The organism is Pseudomonas sp. 05T35, assembly GCF_056396605.1.
Genome location: NZ_JBFTLU010000046.1, coordinates 1 through 15718 on the forward strand (window position 1 = coordinate 1; position 15718 = coordinate 15718).

The 15718-nt window shown below is 58.9% G+C and carries 19 protein-coding genes; 9 read left to right on the top strand and 10 right to left on the bottom strand.

Annotated elements, in window-relative coordinates; all coding sequences use genetic code 11:
• Nucleotides 1-239 (bottom strand): hypothetical protein (locus AC1DH9_RS05565; RefSeq protein ID WP_477807904.1); only part of this gene is annotated, 239 nt, incomplete at its 3' end.
• Between the two features lie 53 nt (nucleotides 240-292).
• Between AC1DH9_RS05565 and AC1DH9_RS05570 the strand changes: the two genes are divergently transcribed.
• Nucleotides 293-2206, top strand: coding sequence for a DNA cytosine methyltransferase (locus tag AC1DH9_RS05570; protein ID WP_477807905.1), 1914 nt, complete (start codon nucleotides 293-295; stop codon nucleotides 2204-2206).
• Nucleotides 2207-2217: 11 nt separating this feature from the next.
• Here AC1DH9_RS05570 and AC1DH9_RS05575 read toward each other — a convergent pair whose 3' ends face one another.
• Entirely contained in the window at nucleotides 2218-2598 is a 381-nt protein-coding gene (locus tag AC1DH9_RS05575; RefSeq protein ID WP_477760928.1) for a hypothetical protein, read from the bottom strand.
• A 145-nt stretch (nucleotides 2599-2743) separates the two neighbouring features.
• Between AC1DH9_RS05575 and AC1DH9_RS05580 the strand changes: the two genes are divergently transcribed.
• The 3 genes from AC1DH9_RS05580 to AC1DH9_RS05590 are packed head-to-tail and all read left to right on the top strand — an operon-like array spanning nucleotide 2744 to nucleotide 3858.
• A complete protein-coding gene (locus AC1DH9_RS05580) occupies nucleotides 2744-3187 on the top strand; it encodes a hypothetical protein (protein ID WP_477760929.1) in 444 nt (147 codons plus the stop codon).
• Nucleotides 3184-3363 carry a hypothetical protein gene (locus tag AC1DH9_RS05585; RefSeq protein WP_477760930.1) on the top strand — a complete coding sequence of 60 codons (180 nt, stop codon included), beginning with the start codon at nucleotides 3184-3186 and terminating at the stop codon, nucleotides 3361-3363. The genes AC1DH9_RS05580 and AC1DH9_RS05585 overlap by 4 nt, the downstream gene beginning before the upstream one ends.
• A gap of 51 nt (nucleotides 3364-3414) precedes the next feature.
• Nucleotides 3415-3858 (top strand): hypothetical protein, encoded by a 444-nt coding sequence (locus tag AC1DH9_RS05590; RefSeq protein ID WP_477806116.1) that lies wholly within the window; start codon nucleotides 3415-3417, stop codon nucleotides 3856-3858.
• Between the two features lie 122 nt (nucleotides 3859-3980).
• Here the strand turns inward: AC1DH9_RS05590 and AC1DH9_RS05595 are convergent, their stop codons facing one another.
• Nucleotides 3981-4316, bottom strand: a complete 336-nt coding sequence (locus AC1DH9_RS05595) for a hypothetical protein (RefSeq protein WP_477806115.1) — start codon at nucleotides 4314-4316, stop codon at nucleotides 3981-3983.
• Nucleotides 4317-4676: 360 nt separating this feature from the next.
• Between AC1DH9_RS05595 and AC1DH9_RS05600 the strand changes: the two genes are divergently transcribed.
• Together AC1DH9_RS05600 and pbpG are read left to right on the top strand one after the other, a co-directional pair.
• The gene (locus AC1DH9_RS05600) at nucleotides 4677-5870 is read left to right on the top strand and encodes a tyrosine-type recombinase/integrase (protein WP_477807906.1); all 1194 of its coding nucleotides are present in this window, start codon (nucleotides 4677-4679) and stop codon (nucleotides 5868-5870) included.
• 129 nt (nucleotides 5871-5999) lie between these two features.
• Nucleotides 6000-6941 carry a D-alanyl-D-alanine endopeptidase gene (gene pbpG, locus AC1DH9_RS05605; RefSeq protein ID WP_427539901.1) on the top strand — a complete coding sequence of 314 codons (942 nt, stop codon included), beginning with the start codon at nucleotides 6000-6002 and terminating at the stop codon, nucleotides 6939-6941.
• 81 nt (nucleotides 6942-7022) lie between these two features.
• Here the strand turns inward: pbpG and AC1DH9_RS05610 are convergent, their stop codons facing one another.
• Nucleotides 7023-7697, bottom strand: a complete 675-nt coding sequence (locus tag AC1DH9_RS05610; protein ID WP_427539898.1) for a peptidase C39 family protein — start codon at nucleotides 7695-7697, stop codon at nucleotides 7023-7025.
• A gap of 212 nt (nucleotides 7698-7909) precedes the next feature.
• Between AC1DH9_RS05610 and AC1DH9_RS05615 the strand changes: the two genes are divergently transcribed.
• Entirely contained in the window at nucleotides 7910-8080 is a 171-nt protein-coding gene (locus AC1DH9_RS05615) for a hypothetical protein (protein WP_427539895.1), read from the top strand.
• 86 nt (nucleotides 8081-8166) lie between these two features.
• Here the strand turns inward: AC1DH9_RS05615 and AC1DH9_RS05620 are convergent, their stop codons facing one another.
• Both AC1DH9_RS05620 and AC1DH9_RS05625 read right to left on the bottom strand, forming a co-directional pair.
• Nucleotides 8167-8916, bottom strand: coding sequence for a TerC family protein (locus AC1DH9_RS05620; protein ID WP_427539892.1), 750 nt, complete (start codon nucleotides 8914-8916; stop codon nucleotides 8167-8169).
• Nucleotides 8917-8945: 29 nt separating this feature from the next.
• A complete protein-coding gene (locus AC1DH9_RS05625; RefSeq protein WP_427539889.1) occupies nucleotides 8946-9197 on the bottom strand; it encodes a hypothetical protein in 252 nt (83 codons plus the stop codon).
• 135 nt (nucleotides 9198-9332) lie between these two features.
• Here AC1DH9_RS05625 and nhaR point away from each other — a divergent pair, with 135 nt between their 5' ends.
• Entirely contained in the window at nucleotides 9333-10232 is a 900-nt protein-coding gene (nhaR, locus tag AC1DH9_RS05630; RefSeq protein WP_427539886.1) for a transcriptional activator NhaR, read from the top strand.
• A 4-nt stretch (nucleotides 10233-10236) separates the two neighbouring features.
• Here nhaR and AC1DH9_RS05635 read toward each other — a convergent pair whose 3' ends face one another.
• Nucleotides 10237-11391 (bottom strand): MFS transporter, encoded by a 1155-nt coding sequence (locus tag AC1DH9_RS05635; RefSeq protein ID WP_477807907.1) that lies wholly within the window; start codon nucleotides 11389-11391, stop codon nucleotides 10237-10239.
• Between the two features lie 328 nt (nucleotides 11392-11719).
• Here AC1DH9_RS05635 and sstT point away from each other — a divergent pair, with 328 nt between their 5' ends.
• Nucleotides 11720-12952, top strand: a complete 1233-nt coding sequence (gene sstT / locus AC1DH9_RS05640) for a serine/threonine transporter SstT (RefSeq protein ID WP_427539880.1) — start codon at nucleotides 11720-11722, stop codon at nucleotides 12950-12952.
• 66 nt (nucleotides 12953-13018) lie between these two features.
• Here the strand turns inward: sstT and AC1DH9_RS05645 are convergent, their stop codons facing one another.
• The 3 genes from AC1DH9_RS05645 to AC1DH9_RS05655 form a co-directional block, all read right to left on the bottom strand.
• Complete coding sequence (locus tag AC1DH9_RS05645; RefSeq protein WP_427539877.1) at nucleotides 13019-13528, bottom strand: DUF1993 domain-containing protein; 510 nt, start codon at nucleotides 13526-13528, stop codon at nucleotides 13019-13021.
• Nucleotides 13529-13651: 123 nt separating this feature from the next.
• Nucleotides 13652-14983 carry an ATP-binding protein gene (locus AC1DH9_RS05650; RefSeq protein ID WP_427539874.1) on the bottom strand — a complete coding sequence of 444 codons (1332 nt, stop codon included), beginning with the start codon at nucleotides 14981-14983 and terminating at the stop codon, nucleotides 13652-13654.
• Nucleotides 14980-15639, bottom strand: a complete 660-nt coding sequence (locus AC1DH9_RS05655) for a response regulator transcription factor (protein WP_103316147.1) — start codon at nucleotides 15637-15639, stop codon at nucleotides 14980-14982. Before AC1DH9_RS05655 ends, AC1DH9_RS05650 begins: the two co-directional genes overlap by 4 nt.
• Nucleotides 15640-15718: the final 79 nt, after the last annotated feature.

The window sequence follows — 15718 nt, forward strand, 5'->3', positions numbered from 1 at the left end:
CTTTCAGACTTTTGTTTTTCAGCGAGAACCTTCTCAGCATTTTGCTTTTCGGCTTGGCGATTGCTGATTTGAAATGCTCCCCAAATCGCAGCGATTGAGCCAACGGCCTGAACCCAGCTTGCCAGCTCGCTGCTGGTGAGTTTCAGAAGAGCGATACAGAAAATCGCGGCCAAGGCCAAAACAAAATTTTGCACTGACATCCAAGGCTTCAGCAGTTCCTTCCCGCGATCGTTCAGCATCCCTTTACCCACCTTGAAGTTTGACCGGCAAATATATCCGGCGAGGCCCCCTTATGTCCGCACAACAGAAGAAACCCCAGTTCATCCATGGCCAGCCAAGCATGGGCCTACCATTCCAGAAAGAACTGGTAGTGGATCTGTTCGCCGGCGGTGGCGGCGCCAGCACCGGCATCGCCCGGGCGTATCGGGAGCCGGATGTGGCGGTAAACCACAACCCGATCGCCTTGGCCGTGCACCGTGCCAACCACCCAGAAACAGCCCACTACGTCGCCGACGTGTTCGAAGTTGATCCTGTCCACGCCACAGGCGGGCAGCCGGTGGGCATCCTCTGGGCGTCCCCAGACTGCCGCCACCACAGCAAGGCCAAGGGCGGCGCGCCACGCGATCGCGGTGTACGCGGTCTGGCGTGGGTGGTCGTCCGCTGGGCTCACGCAACCCGACCACGCCTGATGTTCCTGGAGAACGTCGAAGAGTTCTGCGACTGGGGGCCGATCGATGAGGAAGGCCAGCCAATCAAGGCTGAGCGCGGCCGGACCTTCAAGTCATTCATTGCCGCGCTCAGTACCGGCTTGGCGGCCGACCATCCGGATATGCCGGAAGTCATGCAATCGATCGGTGAGTTCGTACCAGTGGAAGCGCTGGTGCGCGGCCTCGGCTACAACGTCGAGTGGCGAGAGCGCATCGCGGCCAATGCCGGGGCGCCGACGATCCGCAAGCGCTTGTACCTGGTGGCGCGCAGTGACGGCAAACCAATCGTCTGGCCCGCGGCGAAGCGCCACAAAGTTCCGACGGGCAAACAGCAGCCTTGGCGCACAGCTGCGGAGTGCATCGACTGGAACAACCTGGGCCGCACGATCTTCCGCGACAAGCCAATGGCGGTGAACACAATGCGTCGGGTGGCCAAGGGCTGCTGGCGGCATGTGCTGACCAGCCTGAAGCCGTTCATTGTCCCGATGCGCGGCACCTCAGCGGCTCACACCAGCACCCACGGTACGGACGAATCACTTTCAACGATCAGCGCTGGCGGCACGCACCACGCATTGGTGCAACCTGTTGCCGCGCCACTCCTCACCGAGTGCGCCAACGGCTCAGCGCAGCGCAACTTCAGCGCGGTCGAGCCGCTGCGCACGCAGGTTGCCCAGGTCAAGGGCGGCCACTTCGCGCTGGCGGCCTGTCACCTGACCCACCTCACGCACCACGGAGAGCGCAGCGGGTATTCTCCAGATGACTCTTTTCGCACGGTCACCGGCGCCAACCGCGGCGAGCAAGCCCTTGTTGCTGCGAACATGGTCACCTTGCGGAAAGGATCGGTTGGCGCCGACGTTGCCAACCCACTTGGCGTGGTAGCCACCAGCACCGGCCATCACGCAGTTTCGGCGGCGTTCTTCGAGCAGGCTAACGGTGGTTTCTACGACGGGGACGGGCGCGCGGCCGACTCGCCGCTCTCGACCATCTGCCAGTCCGGCGCCAACCAGCGGCTGGCGAACGCCTACCTGGTGAAGTACTACGGCAACGAGAAGGACGGTATTTCGCTCACCGAGCCAATGCACACGCTACCAACAAAAGACCGGGTGGCGTTGGTTGAGGTCATACAGGTGCCGAACACGCTGACGCCGGARCAACTGGAAGGTGCCCGCCGCTGTGCTGCATTCATGCACGAACACCTGCCGGAGCACTTCAAAGACCCGGCCGAGATGGTCATGGTCGGCGGCTATGTGCTGGTGGACATAACCCTGCGCATGCTCCAACCGCCAGAGCTGAAGGCCGCGCAGGGCTTCGACAAGGACTACATCATTGATCGTGGGCTGTTCGTCGACCCGGTTACCGGTGCCGAGGAATGGCGCGACATCAACAAAACGGATCAGGTTCGGCTGATCGGAAACAGCGTGTGCCCARACGAGGCGGAAGCCCTTGTTGCAGCAAATGCCGCCGACATCATCGAGCTTTACCAGCGCCTGGCGGCCTGACCCACCCTCACCTATTGCACTGAGCTGAATCCGATTGACAGTTCATCCCCAAAGCCCCAAACGGCAGTTCCGATTATGACCAGTGCGGTTGAGAGCTTCACGAAGCGCGAAATCTGAGATCCGTACTTACTCCTCGCTATACCGAATGAGTTCCCAGCAAAAGACTCATCATTGAAAACGTCGGCCATATCTCTGGCTTTCAAGCCAGCCAAAAACGACAAACCGGACATGATCGCCCCACTTCTAGCTATCCACATACTTGGCTTATCAAACCCGTAGCAAAGCGCAATTGCGGTAATTGGTGCGGCGATTGCCAGCGACGCATAAATGATGAAGGGCGTCCTTGAGCGGAGCACCGCCTTTTCGTAAGGGCACGACTCAATCTTTTCCATAACCACCCCGCATTCGCTCTATTTGAGCAGAACAAATACCCCACCTCGCCGGATCGTGCCAGCCCAGGTCATGTAGATAACCGTTACCCACCCMTTTCCATCGCCACTCTCCACCGCCCGAGCATGACTCGGCATAGGACGCCCCATGCCCGCAGAAAACAAACCGGCCGAGCCTGAGTTTGATCTCAGCACCTCGGAAGGCGGACGCGGTTACATCGCCAATTTGTTCAAGACCCGACTTAAGCGTCACGACTTCACCCGGTACATCAACGAGCGCCTGGCCGCTGACTTCGCCTGCACCTTGTCGCGGCACCTCGAATATTCCAAGTCCCGCGAGAACAGATTGCAACAACGAGTCGATGCGCTGGAGGCGGAGAAGACGACCAGCTGGGAACGGACACGCGCGGCGATCCGCAAACACGCGCTCGACGACGCTGCGACCGTCTGTACCCGCCTGGCGTACGACGAGTACTACCCCGGTAACACCCGCTTCCGCTACCACGTTCCGAAGAAGTGCGCCCAGCGCGGCGATCTATTCATCAAAGCCGCAAACGCGATCCTTGAAACTGATGCCGAAGCGACGCCGTGAAGCGGTTCCTGCGCCGAAAGCTCGAAGCCTGGCTGATCCGACTGGCGATCATCATCCTCAAGGGCCGCAACGTCGCCCGCTCCATGGTCGTCTCACGCCGCGACAACAACGTAATGTGGGGCATGGCCGAGCAGCTCGAAGACATCGCCAAGCGCATCAGTAAAAACTACCCGTAACTCCCTCCCCCTTCAAAGTCAGCCGCTATAGCGGCAAGGACGAGTGTGCCCATGGAAAAGATAAAGGCTGGACCGGATCATTACCGCTTTGTCGATGAAATCGGCCCTGACGGCCTCGAAGTGCATTGCATCACCTACACGGTGATCGGTGAAACGGCGCAGTGCTGGTATGTAGCCGATGAATACACCGTCAACATGATTAACGGTTACCAGCACAGTTGGACGGCGGACGCCGTAAAGAAGCGCCGCAAGCGCGTGCTCAAGGAAACCAATGCGCATAGCAAGCGATTTGCCTACCCGGACAAGGTCCACGCCCTGCGCTCCTACAAATTGCGCAAATCGCGCCAGCTCGGGCATGCCGAGCTTACCCTGGAGCGCGCCCGTGCGGCGCTGGGTTACTTCGGTGACTTGTCGATGATGAATGAGGCGCCCGTCGCCGAAAAGCTGATCATCCCCAACGAGCACATCCAAGGCATGGGCTGGGGGGATTGCTAATGATCGCCCTCGCCTACATGGCCTGGCTCATCTACACGGGGACACCGCGGTGAATCGAGTGATCAGCGTCCGCACCGAAGAACTGACCGGTACGGCGCTGACCGCCAACAGCGGGATTGTTTTCAGGCTGCGGATGGCTGCCCAAGCCGAGAAGCCCTCCCCTGAATGACGCTCGCTTGATTGGGCAAAACCACGTTGTCCATCGCGATCCTGCGTGCGCGACCAACACCCCAAGCAAGCGCCGTTGTCATGGTGTCGTTAGGCAAGGAATCATGGGCCTCCTCAAACAGAGGAATACCCTTTTGGTCGTAGATACCGATAAAGAGTTGCGTTCTCCCTCTTCTGGAAACTCTGCTCTGAACGTCGATGATAGCGCCGTCGCTGAGCACCTCATCATGACTCTGACAGCGCAACTTGCAGTCAGCCCACATCCAATACTTAGAGCCTCTACGCATCATCTTTCTGGCCTCCTTCTTGTTTGATTTTCGATGAAACCAAGGGAAGAAGAAGAGAAATATTACGGTAAGCGGGGAGTGTCAATTCCCCAAAGGCTGCCACTTGTCGGACGCCTTTTTCCGCCTGTAAGTCAAACCCTAACCACCTTCTGCCGCCGCGCGCGGCATGGAGACAGCTATGACCGAAATAGACGAATCCCCTGAAACATACCCCTTCGACAAAGTGCCCGAAAAAAAGATGGCAGAGCTTCTGGGCACTACTTCTAGAGCCCTCGAGGGAAAGCGCGCACGCGGCATCATCCCACTCGGAGTCTGGAACAAGATTGACCAGCGGATTTTTTATAGCATCAGGAGATATGAGATATGGCAAGAAAGCCAGTGGGAATGCCCACCGGAGTTGAGTTTGCAGGCCAAGCAATCCGCATCCGGTTCACATGGAACGGCGAAAGACGCTGCGAAACTCTTGCCCATCCCCAGACGCCAAAGGGGATCAAGGCGGCAGCAGATCTACGCGATAACGTAATCAGCCTGGCCAAGCATGGGGTTCTGGACGAGAAGCGATACGCCGAGCTCTTCCCGAACTCCAGTTACTCTGCACTGGCCACCGGTCTGACCTTCGCTCAATACGCGCAAACATGGATCAATAGCCTGGAAATCGTTCCGGGCACACGCCGCAACTATAAAGGCACGATCAATATTTACTGGATGCCTGAGCTGGCTACGGTGCCGATGACGGCCATCACGCCAATGCTGCTGAGGCGGGTGATTGGGAAAACGCAGTGGGATAGCCCAACAATCAAGCGGACTGCCATTTCGAGGGTCAGCGCCTTGTTCAAGGCAGCTGTACGGGATGAGGTAATTGAGCGAAACCCGGMAACGGCGATCCAGCTGCCTGGGCGGATCAAAAAGCAGATAGAACCGTTCACGGTCGCGGAAGCAGACGCCGTCATTGAGTGGATGTATACCAACTTCACAACGAGAGCCACCCAAATCTACGCGGCCTACTTCGAGTTCGCGTTCTACTGCGGGATGCGGTCGGGAGAGCTCAAGGCTCTTCGCTGGGATGAGATTGATCTGGAGAAGCGCGTGGCGCACGTCTGCCGGATCGTCGTTGATGGGAAGGTCGAAGAGCGCACGAAAACCAAGTACGCCCGGACTGTCATGCTCAATAGCCGGGCGATGCACGCCCTGGTCGAATCGAGGAGGATTGCCGATGCACGACTGACTCAGCGGAACCGCAAGCGCCAGCAGTCACCATACGTGTTCCCACCCTCGGGAGCATCGGAATACATCCTTAGTGCATCCACGACTGGGGCTCACTTCGAAAAAGTCTTGAAGGCCTTGGAAATAAAGCCGCGTAGCCAATATAACTGCCGACATACGTACGCTACGATGTGCCTAATGGCAGGCATGAACCCCGCGTTCATCGCTGGACAACTGGGTCACAGCGTCCAGGTATTGTTGTCGACATATGCTCGCTGGCTGAGCTCTACCACCGACTGGTCAGAGGTCGGGAAACTGGAAAGCCAGATTGGTACAAAAATGGTACAGCATTAAATATATTTTACCTTTGCCCCCTGCCCCACGGGCGCCTTTCGCTTTCCTAGCACATACTCATAAAATGTTACGTTTTATCTAGAAAGCCCGTTGCAGAACGGCATATCCACCCTTAGCGAGTCCGCCCGCGTGAAAATCCGTCTATCCATCCTGAGCCTATTTTTTGTACTTACAGGCCCTCTTGTCACATCGAACGTCTACGCACGTGACACCACCGCGGCACCTCGAGACACCTCACAACTGCGCATCGCCTCCGGCAGTGCGATGGTGATCGATCTGCAAACCGACAAAGTCATCTATGCCAGCAACCCGGACGTGATCGTACCGATCGCCTCGGTGACCAAATTGATGACCGGGCTGATCGTGCTGGACGCCAAGCAGAACATGGACGAATACATTTCCGTTACGATCAGCGAAACCCCGGAAATGAAAGGTGTGTTCTCCAGGGTCAAACTCAATAGCGAGCTGTCGCGCAGGGAAATGCTGCAGATTGCACTCATGTCCTCGGAAAATCGCGCTGCAGCGAGCCTGGCCCACCACTACCCAGGCGGTTACTCAGCCTTTATCGCTGCAATGAACGCCAAAGCCAGGGCGCTGGGCATGACCAGCACCCATTACGTCGAACCGACCGGCCTGTCAGTCCACAACGTTTCCACAGCCCGCGACCTGAGTAAACTGCTCCAGGCTGCACGCAAATACCCGATGCTGAGTGAACTGAGCACGACCAAGGAAAAAACCGTGACGTTCCGCAGACCCAGCTACTCCTTGGGTTTTCACAACACCGACCACCTGATCAACAAGGCCGACTGGGACATCAAGCTGACCAAGACCGGCTTTACCAATCAGGCCGGCCACTGTCTGGTATTGGTGACGAACATGGGTAATCGCCCGGTTTCGCTGGTGATTCTCGATGCCTTCGGCAAGTACACCCACTTTGCGGATGCCGGACGGATTCGTCAGTGGGTTGAAACCGGCAGGAGCACCTCTGTCCCGAGTGTTGCCCTGCAATACAAAGCCGAGAAAAACCTGCAACATCGTCAAGGTAGCGGCATGGCGCAGACCGGCAAATAAGCGCACGAAAAAAGGCCCGCGACGCGAGTCGGGGCCTTTATCGATAACGGCGCCTCAAGGCGCCGTTTTTATTCGGTTCGATTAATGGGCAGCCAGTGCTTTGGTCGCCTTGGTTGCTGCCTGCTCCTGTCCAGCCCGAGCCAGATCGTCAGCGGCCTTGAGCCAGCGCTGCGAGTCAACCTTGGCCGGAATCTGGGTCGGCCCCTGAATCAACACTGCCCAACCGCCAGCATTTTCGAACGCGGACTCGAACGACGTGAAGCTCATCAGCAACCGGCGGTCCATTCCTGAACGCAGCAGCACCGTCTGCTTATGACGGTTGTAGCCGGCGAGAATCGCGTACCTCGGCTCTTTCCAGAATGCCGAGCCCTCACTGAAGCGCAGCAGTACCGGGTAACCCGCCGCGACCTGGGTCAACAGCGCCGGCAGATTGCTGTCAAGCGGATACACGACCATCCCGTATTCACGCGCCAGGTTCTGCATGTTCTGCTGCAACTGCGCCTCGGCGCCCGGCAAATGCAGCGGCTTGTCGAGCAGCCCCGGGGTAATCACGATGCCTTGCTGGGAAAGCATGCTGGCCAGCGATTGCGGCCCGCTTTGATAGGCTTCGCCACGGTAAAACGGCATGCCACTGAGCTCGACGCGCTCAGGCAGACGCTGGATTTCAGGTTGCACGCTCCCGGCACAACCGGCCAGGCTCAGGACACAGGCCGCGGCCAGCAAGGCGCAGCGGAATCGGGGAAGTACCGGCAACATCATCACTCACTTGTTCAGGCGCCGGGCAATCGGTCTCCCGGCTTCGCCCATGATCATAGCAGCGCTATAGCCTTTAACGGCAGTCACATGCAGTTGATAGAGCGAACGGGTTGGAGACTCACCACACTTGGTCAATTGCCTGCAACACATCACCGACTAGACTGACCCTTGAACAGAGCGTGTGCCCGAAGCAGGGCAAAGAGGAGGCACTGATGAGCCTGACGATGATAATCCTGATGCTGATCGGTGGCTGGCTGGCCGTTGCCGCCGCGATGCTGTGGGGCGTATTGCGCATTACCCGCAGACACCATCATGCCTATATTCCACCTTCGGCACCTGCCAAAGCCGAGAAACCTGCCCGGCACCACGTCACAGCGCACTGATCGATTCGGTTCAAATCCCTCATAAATCAAAACGGCCGTCTGCACGCTTTCGAGCGCAGACGACCGTTGTGTTTTTACCTTACCGCTTACGCTTGCGCAGCGACCCGCTTCTCCCGGGCCCGGCGCGACAGCATGTTCAGACCTTCAATCGTTGCCGAGAATGCCATGGCCGCATAGATGTAGCCTTTCGGTACGTGGGCACCGAAGCCTTCGGCGATCAGGGTCATGCCGATCATGATCAGGAAGCCCAGGGCCAGCATCACCACTGTCGGGTTGTCATTGATGAATTTGGCCAGAGGCTCGGCCGCCAGCAACATCACCATCACCGACACCAGCACCGCGATGATCATGATCGGCAAATGCTCGGTCATGCCGACAGCGGTAATGATGCTGTCGATGGAGAACACCAGGTCGAGCATCAGGATCTGACCGATGGCGGCGGCAAAACCCAATGTCACGCTGGACGTTTTCGACGTCGGATCCTCGGCTGGCGGATCCATGCTGTGATGGATTTCAGTGGTCGCCTTCCACAACAGGAACAGGCCACCGGCGATCAGGATCATGTCTTTCCACGAGAGCGCGTGGTTGAACAGTTCAATCACCGGCTCAGTCAGTTGCACGATGAACGCGATGGTGCTCAGCAGGCCCAGACGCAGGACCAACGCCATGCTGATACCGATGCGGCGTGCCTTGGCACGGTGCTGCACGGGCAGCTTGTTGGTCAGGATCGAGATGAAGATCAGGTTGTCGATGCCGAGCACGATTTCCATCACGATCAACGTAGCCAGGGCGACCCAGGCTGTAGGGCTTGCTGCGAGTTGTAAAAGATAGTCCATGGGTCAGTCCTGACTCGATGTTGAACGGGTTAGATTTCCTGCGATGTACCGGGCGTTTTCTCGCTGTCGTTAGCGGTTTTTTCCTTGTTGCCGACGATGTTCGAAGTGGCCTCGCTCAGCGCTTGTTCCGCCGCCTTATGGGTATCGTCGATCGCCTGCTTGGCGGTTTCGGCAGCTTTGCCCATCAATTGCTGGGCACTTTTCTCGGCCTGGTCACAGCCTGTCAGCACCAGTGCAGAGAGGGCCAGCAACGAAGCGGCGGCCAGGGAGTTGAGTTTCATCATGTTTTCCTCGATAGAGCGGACTTGGCCAAGGGAGCGGCCCGTCGATAGCGAGGCATTCTAAGGAGGCAAATACTTCAGGAAAATTCGTATTTTTAGCAGCTATACTTCGGTTTTTACGAATCGGCAACGCGCATGCTCAATTACCGGCAATTGCATTACTTCTGGGTCGTGGCCAAAACCGGCAGCATCGTGCGTGCCTGCGAGCAATTGAACCTGACTCCGCAGACCATCAGCGGGCAGATCAGTCTGCTCGAGCAGACCTATGGGATAGAGTTGTTTCAGCGGGTTGGCCGGCAACTGGAACTGACCGAGGCGGGACGGCAGACACTGCCTTACGCCGAGCAGATGTTTCAACTGGGTGGCGAGTTGGAGGCCATGCTTCGGGCGCAGCCCAATGAACAGCAGATTCTGTTCCGGGTGGGCGTCGCCGACGTAGTGCCCAAATCCATCGTCTATCGCCTGATTGCACCGACCATGGAGCTGACTGAGCCGCTACGCATCACCTGTCGCGAAGACAAACTGGAGCGCTTGCTGGCTGATCTGGCCATTCAGCGGCTGGACCTGGTGATCTCCGACAGCCCGATGCCGTCGCACCTGGACATCAAGGGTTACAGCCAGAAACTCGGCGAATGCGGCATCAGTTTTTTCGCCACGACCGAATTGGCACAACGCTATGGCAAAGACTTCCCGCGCGGCCTGCACGGTGCGCCCCTGTTGATTCCTGGGCAGGAAACCGTGGTACGCAGCCGCTTGCAGCGCTGGTTCGCCGAACAGCAGATTCAGCCACGTATCGTCGGCGAGTTTGATGACAGTGCCTTGATGCAGGCGTTCGGCCAATCCGGCAGCGGGATTTTCATTGGCCCGAGCGTGATTGCCGACGAGGTGAGACGCCAATGCGGCGTCGAGTTGATCGGGCAGACCGATGCGGTGACCGAGTCGTTTTACGCAATCTCGGTCGAGCGCAAGGTCAAGCACCCCGGCATTGTCGCGATTACCGAAGGTGCCCGCCGCGAGCTGTTTACCGCGCCTTGAAGCCTCAGGCGCAGACGGCCGGGGCTTTGACCTTCATCAGCAACAAGGCCAATACAATCGACACCAGGATAAAACCGGCCGCCGCAAACCCCAGGCTGCCCAGGCCCAAGGTGTCGATCACGTGCCCACCGACCATCGCCCCCAAGCCAATACCCAGATTGGCTCCGGCGATGTTCAGCGATGCAGCAAAGGCTGGCGCCTGCGGGGCGGCTTTCATCAAGCGCACGTGGCTGACCAGGAACAACGCAGCCTGGGTCACGCCCCAGATGCCCATCGCCGCCGCCAGTCCCAGCGTCGAATGGATACTCGGCACCAGCGCCACCATGCCGCCGATCATGAAGCCACAGAACACCATCGACGCGATCAACGGATGGCGATCGACCATGCGCCCGCCCAGCGAGTTGCCGATCAGCCCGACCGCACCAAAGCCCATCAGGCACCAGCCGACCACGGTGCCGTTGAAACCGGCCAGCCGCTCAAGGATGTCGGCCAGGTAGGTGTAAGCGGTAAACATCCCGCTGAAGACCAGAATCGACAACAGCACGTGCCCTTGCATCAGCGGGCTGCGCAGAATCTTGAACTGTGAACGCAAGCTCACCTGCTGGTTGTGCAGGTTGGTTTTCGGCAAATAGATAAACAGCAGCAGCGCCTTGGCCAAGGCAATGACCGCGAGAATGCCGAACGCCGTGCGCCAGCCGAACGCATCGGAAATCAACGTGCCAACGGGGATCCCGAACACGGTCGCGCAGACAATCCCGAAACCGATCTTGGCAATCGCCCGCCCTGCGTAGYCCGGCCCGACGATGTCCACCGCCGTTTCACTGGCCAGCGCCCAGAACACCGGCAAACCCAGCGCCGGAATCAGCCGCGCGACAGCCATCACGCCGATATTCGGCGCCATGGCCGCCAGGGTGTTCGCCAGCCCGAACATGATCAGCACGCTGATAAACAGACGCCGACGCTCAAAACGCGCGAAGTACGCAGTCAGGAAGGGGCCGAAGGCGGCCACGGTAAACGCGAACAAGGTCACCAGCAGTCCCGCCTGGGGAACACTGACGTCGAGGTCGCGAGCGATCGACGGTAACAGACCGACAATGATGAATTCTGTGGTCAGCACGGTGAAACCGGCGGCTGACAACAACAGGATGGGCAACAGCATGGGGTAACTCCAGAAAACGACAACGCCAGCGACAGCCCAAGGGCTCACTGAGGGGAGATGAAAAAGTGGATGGCGAAGCTTAACAGAGAGTGTCCGACAGCGCTGGCGCAAACCTGACATATCCGCTTAAACACTCGGGTGGCAGATCGTCACAGGTCTGAAGGATCGCGACTACGCTGTGATAAAGTCCGCGCCCGCAAAAAAACTCAACCTAGCTCATCCGCCAATGCAGATGACGCAATGTGCGCTTGCCCGGTCAGCCTGCCCGTTTTTTTTGCTGACCGGGTTTCTCGATTCACGGCACCTTAAAAAAATCAGAGATACCGCTATGACTGCTGCTCCGCCTACTGTTTTGCAAAGACTCAAACACACCAGCCTGGTCACGCAAATCGTCATTGGACTGATCGCCGGTATTGCCTTGGCGCTCTTTGCGCCTGAGGTGGCGAAATCCACCGCATTCATCGGCAAAGTGTTTGTCTCGGCACTGAAAGCCGTCGCACCGATTCTGGTGTTCGTGCTGGTGATGGCCTCGATCGCCAATCACAAACATGGTCAGGAAACCCATATCAAGCCGATTCTGTTCCTGTATCTGCTGGGMACCTTTGCCGCGGCCGTGGTCGCAGTGGTGGCCAGCAGCCTGTTCCCTTCGGACCTGGTGCTGTCCACCCACGACGTGGCAATCAGCGCGCCCGGAGGAATCTCCGAAGTCTTGCAAAGCCTGTTGCTGAGCGTGGTCGACAACCCGATCAGTGCGCTGATGAACGCCAACTTCATCGGCATTCTGGCGTGGGCAATCGGCATGGGCATCGCCATCCGCCATGCCGGCGAAACCACCCGTACCGTGCTCGGCGACCTGTCCAACGGCGTCACGCTGATCGTGCGCCTGGTGATTCGTTTTGCTCCGCTGGGGATCTTCGGCCTGGTCGCCTCCACGCTGGCCACCTCGGGCTTCGGCGCGCTGATCGGCTACATGCATCTGCTGGCCGTACTGCTGGGTTGCATGCTGTTCGTGGCGCTGGTGATGAACCCGGTCATCGTGTTCTGGAAGCTGCGCCGCAACCCTTACCCGTTGGTGCTGACCTGCCTGCGGGAAAGCGGAATCACCGCGTTCTTCACCCGCAGTTCGGCGGCGAACATTCCGGTCAACCTGGAGCTGAGCAAGCGTTTGGGCCTGCATGAAGACACCTACTCGGTTTCGATCCCGCTAGGTGCGACCATCAACATGGCCGGTGCGGCGATCACCATCACGGTGCTGACCCTGGCGGCTGTGCACACGCTGGGGATTGCCGTGGACATCCCGACGGCCGTGCTGCTCAGCGTCGTCGCGGCGATCTGTGCCTGCGGCGCTTCGGGTGTGGCCGGTGGTTCACTGCTGTTGATTCCGCTGGCGTGCAGCCTGTTTGGTATTCCGAGCGAGATCGCCATGCAAGTGGTGGCGGTCGGCTTCATCATCGGCGTGTTGCAGGACTCGGCGGAAACCGCGCTGAACTCCTCCACCGACGTGCTGTTCACCGCGGCGGCGTGTCTGGCCCAGGAAGAGAAAACCGTACAAGCCGCGTAACAAACCGGCCCCACAAAAAAACCCGCCAAGGTTCACACCTTGGCGGGTTTTTTGTTGCTGGCGGGTTTAGAACGCGCCCATGTAATCGCGCTTGCCGACTTCAACACCGTTGTGACGCAGGATCGCGTAGGCGGTGGTGACGTGGAAGAAGAACTGCGGCAGGCCGTAGGTCAGCAGGTAAGCCTGGCCACTGAAGCGTTTTTCTTTCGGGGTGCCTGGGCGGGTAACGATCTCGATACCTTCCTTGCCGTTGATTTGTTCAGGCTTGATGCCGTCGATGAAGGACAGCACCTTGGTGATCAGGGCTTGCAGCTCGGCGAAGGTCACTTCGGTATCGTCGTACTTCGGCAGTTCGACTTCGGCCAGGCGGGCAGAAACGCCTTTGGCGAAATCAACGGCGATCTGCACCTGACGCACCAGCGGGAACATGTCCGGGTACAGACGCGCTTGCAGGAAGGCGTTCGGGTCGATGTTTTTGGCGGTGGCGTGAGCTTCGGCCTTGTTCAGAACATCGCTCAACGCGTTGAGCATTTGCTTGAAGACTGGAACGGAAGCAGCGTACAGAGAAATAGTCATGGCAGTCTCGTAGGGTGGAGGGTGTTGTGAAAGGAGTAAAACGTGGGCGCGATTATAGCCCTGCTTGCAGCGACGTGCGGCGTGTCTTTGATCCCGCACGACCGGCAAGCGTATCCACTCCTCCTAGCGCCCCTGAACAAACTGCACGATGACTTCAAAGCCGTCCTGTTTACCCGTCGCGGGCGACACGAGCGTCATCGTCGCATTGACGCCCTGGGCAATCGTCAGCGCAATGGCCAGGCCAAGCCCCGAACCCTCAGCGCCGCTTTCACCGCGCACAAAGCGCTCGGTCAGGCGTTTCAATATCGGCTCAGGCACCACCGGACCGGCATTGACCACCCTCAGGAGGGCCTGACTGGAAAGGCTCACCTCAATGGGTTGATCCGGCGCGCCATGCTTCATCGCGTTCTCGATCAGGTTGCGCACAAGAATGGCGAAAGCGTCAGGATCAATTGCCGACAGCACGCTTTGCACAGCGGGCAGAACCAGATGAACCCGCTGGCCGGCTGCGTGATTGCACTCATCGACCACATGCGCCAGTAACGGTATGAGGTCTTGCGGCACTTCGGACAAAAGCCCACCACCTTCAGCCTTGGCCAGTTGCATCAGCTTTTCCGAAAGTCGCGTCAGCGCCTGGAGAGAGGCCTCGATCTTCGCGGCGCGTACTTGAAGCGGGCCCTCAGGCGCCTCGCGGCGTAACCGCTGAATGTGTGCCAGCGTCGCCGCCAACGGGGTGCGCAGCTCATGGGCACTGTTGGCGGTAAAGCTGCGTTCCGTCTCCAGTGCCTTGCGCAGTCGCTCCATCAGATGGTTGACCGCCTCGGCCAATGGATCGATTTCCGCAGGCAACCGATCCACCTTGATCGGGGACAAGTCACCGACACCGCGCGTCTCGATGGCCCGGCGGTACGCCCGAACGCTGCGCAGGCTGACGTGCACGAACAACCAGGTGCCCAGCAAGCTGATCGGAATCAGTGCCAGCAACGGCAGGAGCAACGCGAACAAGGCCTCCTGAGCGGCTTCGCGTCGATGGGCCAAGGGTTCGGCCATCTCGATAAAAACACCTTCGCGCGGTGCGCTGGTCCCGTACAAGCGGTACCTGGCAGTGGTCGTGAAGCCCTCCACCGGCAGCGGATTGAATATGTCAGGGTCGGCATCATGAGATTGCATCAGGATCTCGCCCCTGGCATCGCGGACCAGGTACGTCAGGTATTCCTTGCGCACTTTGAGCGGCGCAATATGCCGAGCCCGGCGAGGCTCATCAGGGCTGCCGATTTCGAGTACGGCCAAGGGCAGGATTCGCTGTGCCGTCTCCTCCAGTGCACTGTCGAAGGCCTCGTTCAATTCGTGTTGCACCACGATCCAGGCGCCGACGGTCGCCCCCAGCCAAAGCACGGTCATGCCCAGCGTCAGCCCCAGCCCCAGGCGCTTTTGCAGACTCGAGGCGGGCTTCATTCCGGCATCAACCGGTAGCCCATCCCACGGACCGTCTCAATCATCTCGCGGCCGAGTTTCTTGCGCAGACGGCTGATATAGACCTCGATGGTGTTGCTTTCAATTTCGGCACCGAATGCATACAGGCGATCTTCCAGCTGGGATTTCGATAACAACGCGCCGGGGCGCTGGATGAAGGCTTCGAACAATGCCCACTCGCGAGCGGTGAGGTCCACCGTCATGCCGGCGCGCAGCACTGTGCGGGCGGTCATGTCGACCTGCAACCCGCCCACTTTGATCTGCGGATTGGGATTACCACTGTAGCGCCGCGCCACAGCCGCGACTCGGGCGGACAACTCGAAGAGATCAAAGGGTTTGACCAGATAGTCGTCAGCCCCCGCATTCAGGCCTTCGATGCGATCGGATATCTGATCCCGAGCCGTGAGAATAATCACCGGTGTGACGTCCCCTGCCCCGCGTTGCTGGCGCAAAAAATCCAGCCCTCGCCCGTCCGGCAGCATCAGGTCCAGCAAGATCAGGTCATAACGCGTCGTTCGCACACTGCTCTGAGCGTGATCGAGACGCTGCACCCAGTCCACCGCGTGGCCGTCATCCGCGAGTTGCTCACGTACCGCCTCGCCGAGCCCCACAGCGTCCTCAACCAATAAAACCCGCATTGCCACCCTCCTGTGATGGTTCGCCGTACAACACCTTGGCTGACGAACCTGACAAAGGCCTGAATCACCCTTCAGGTTG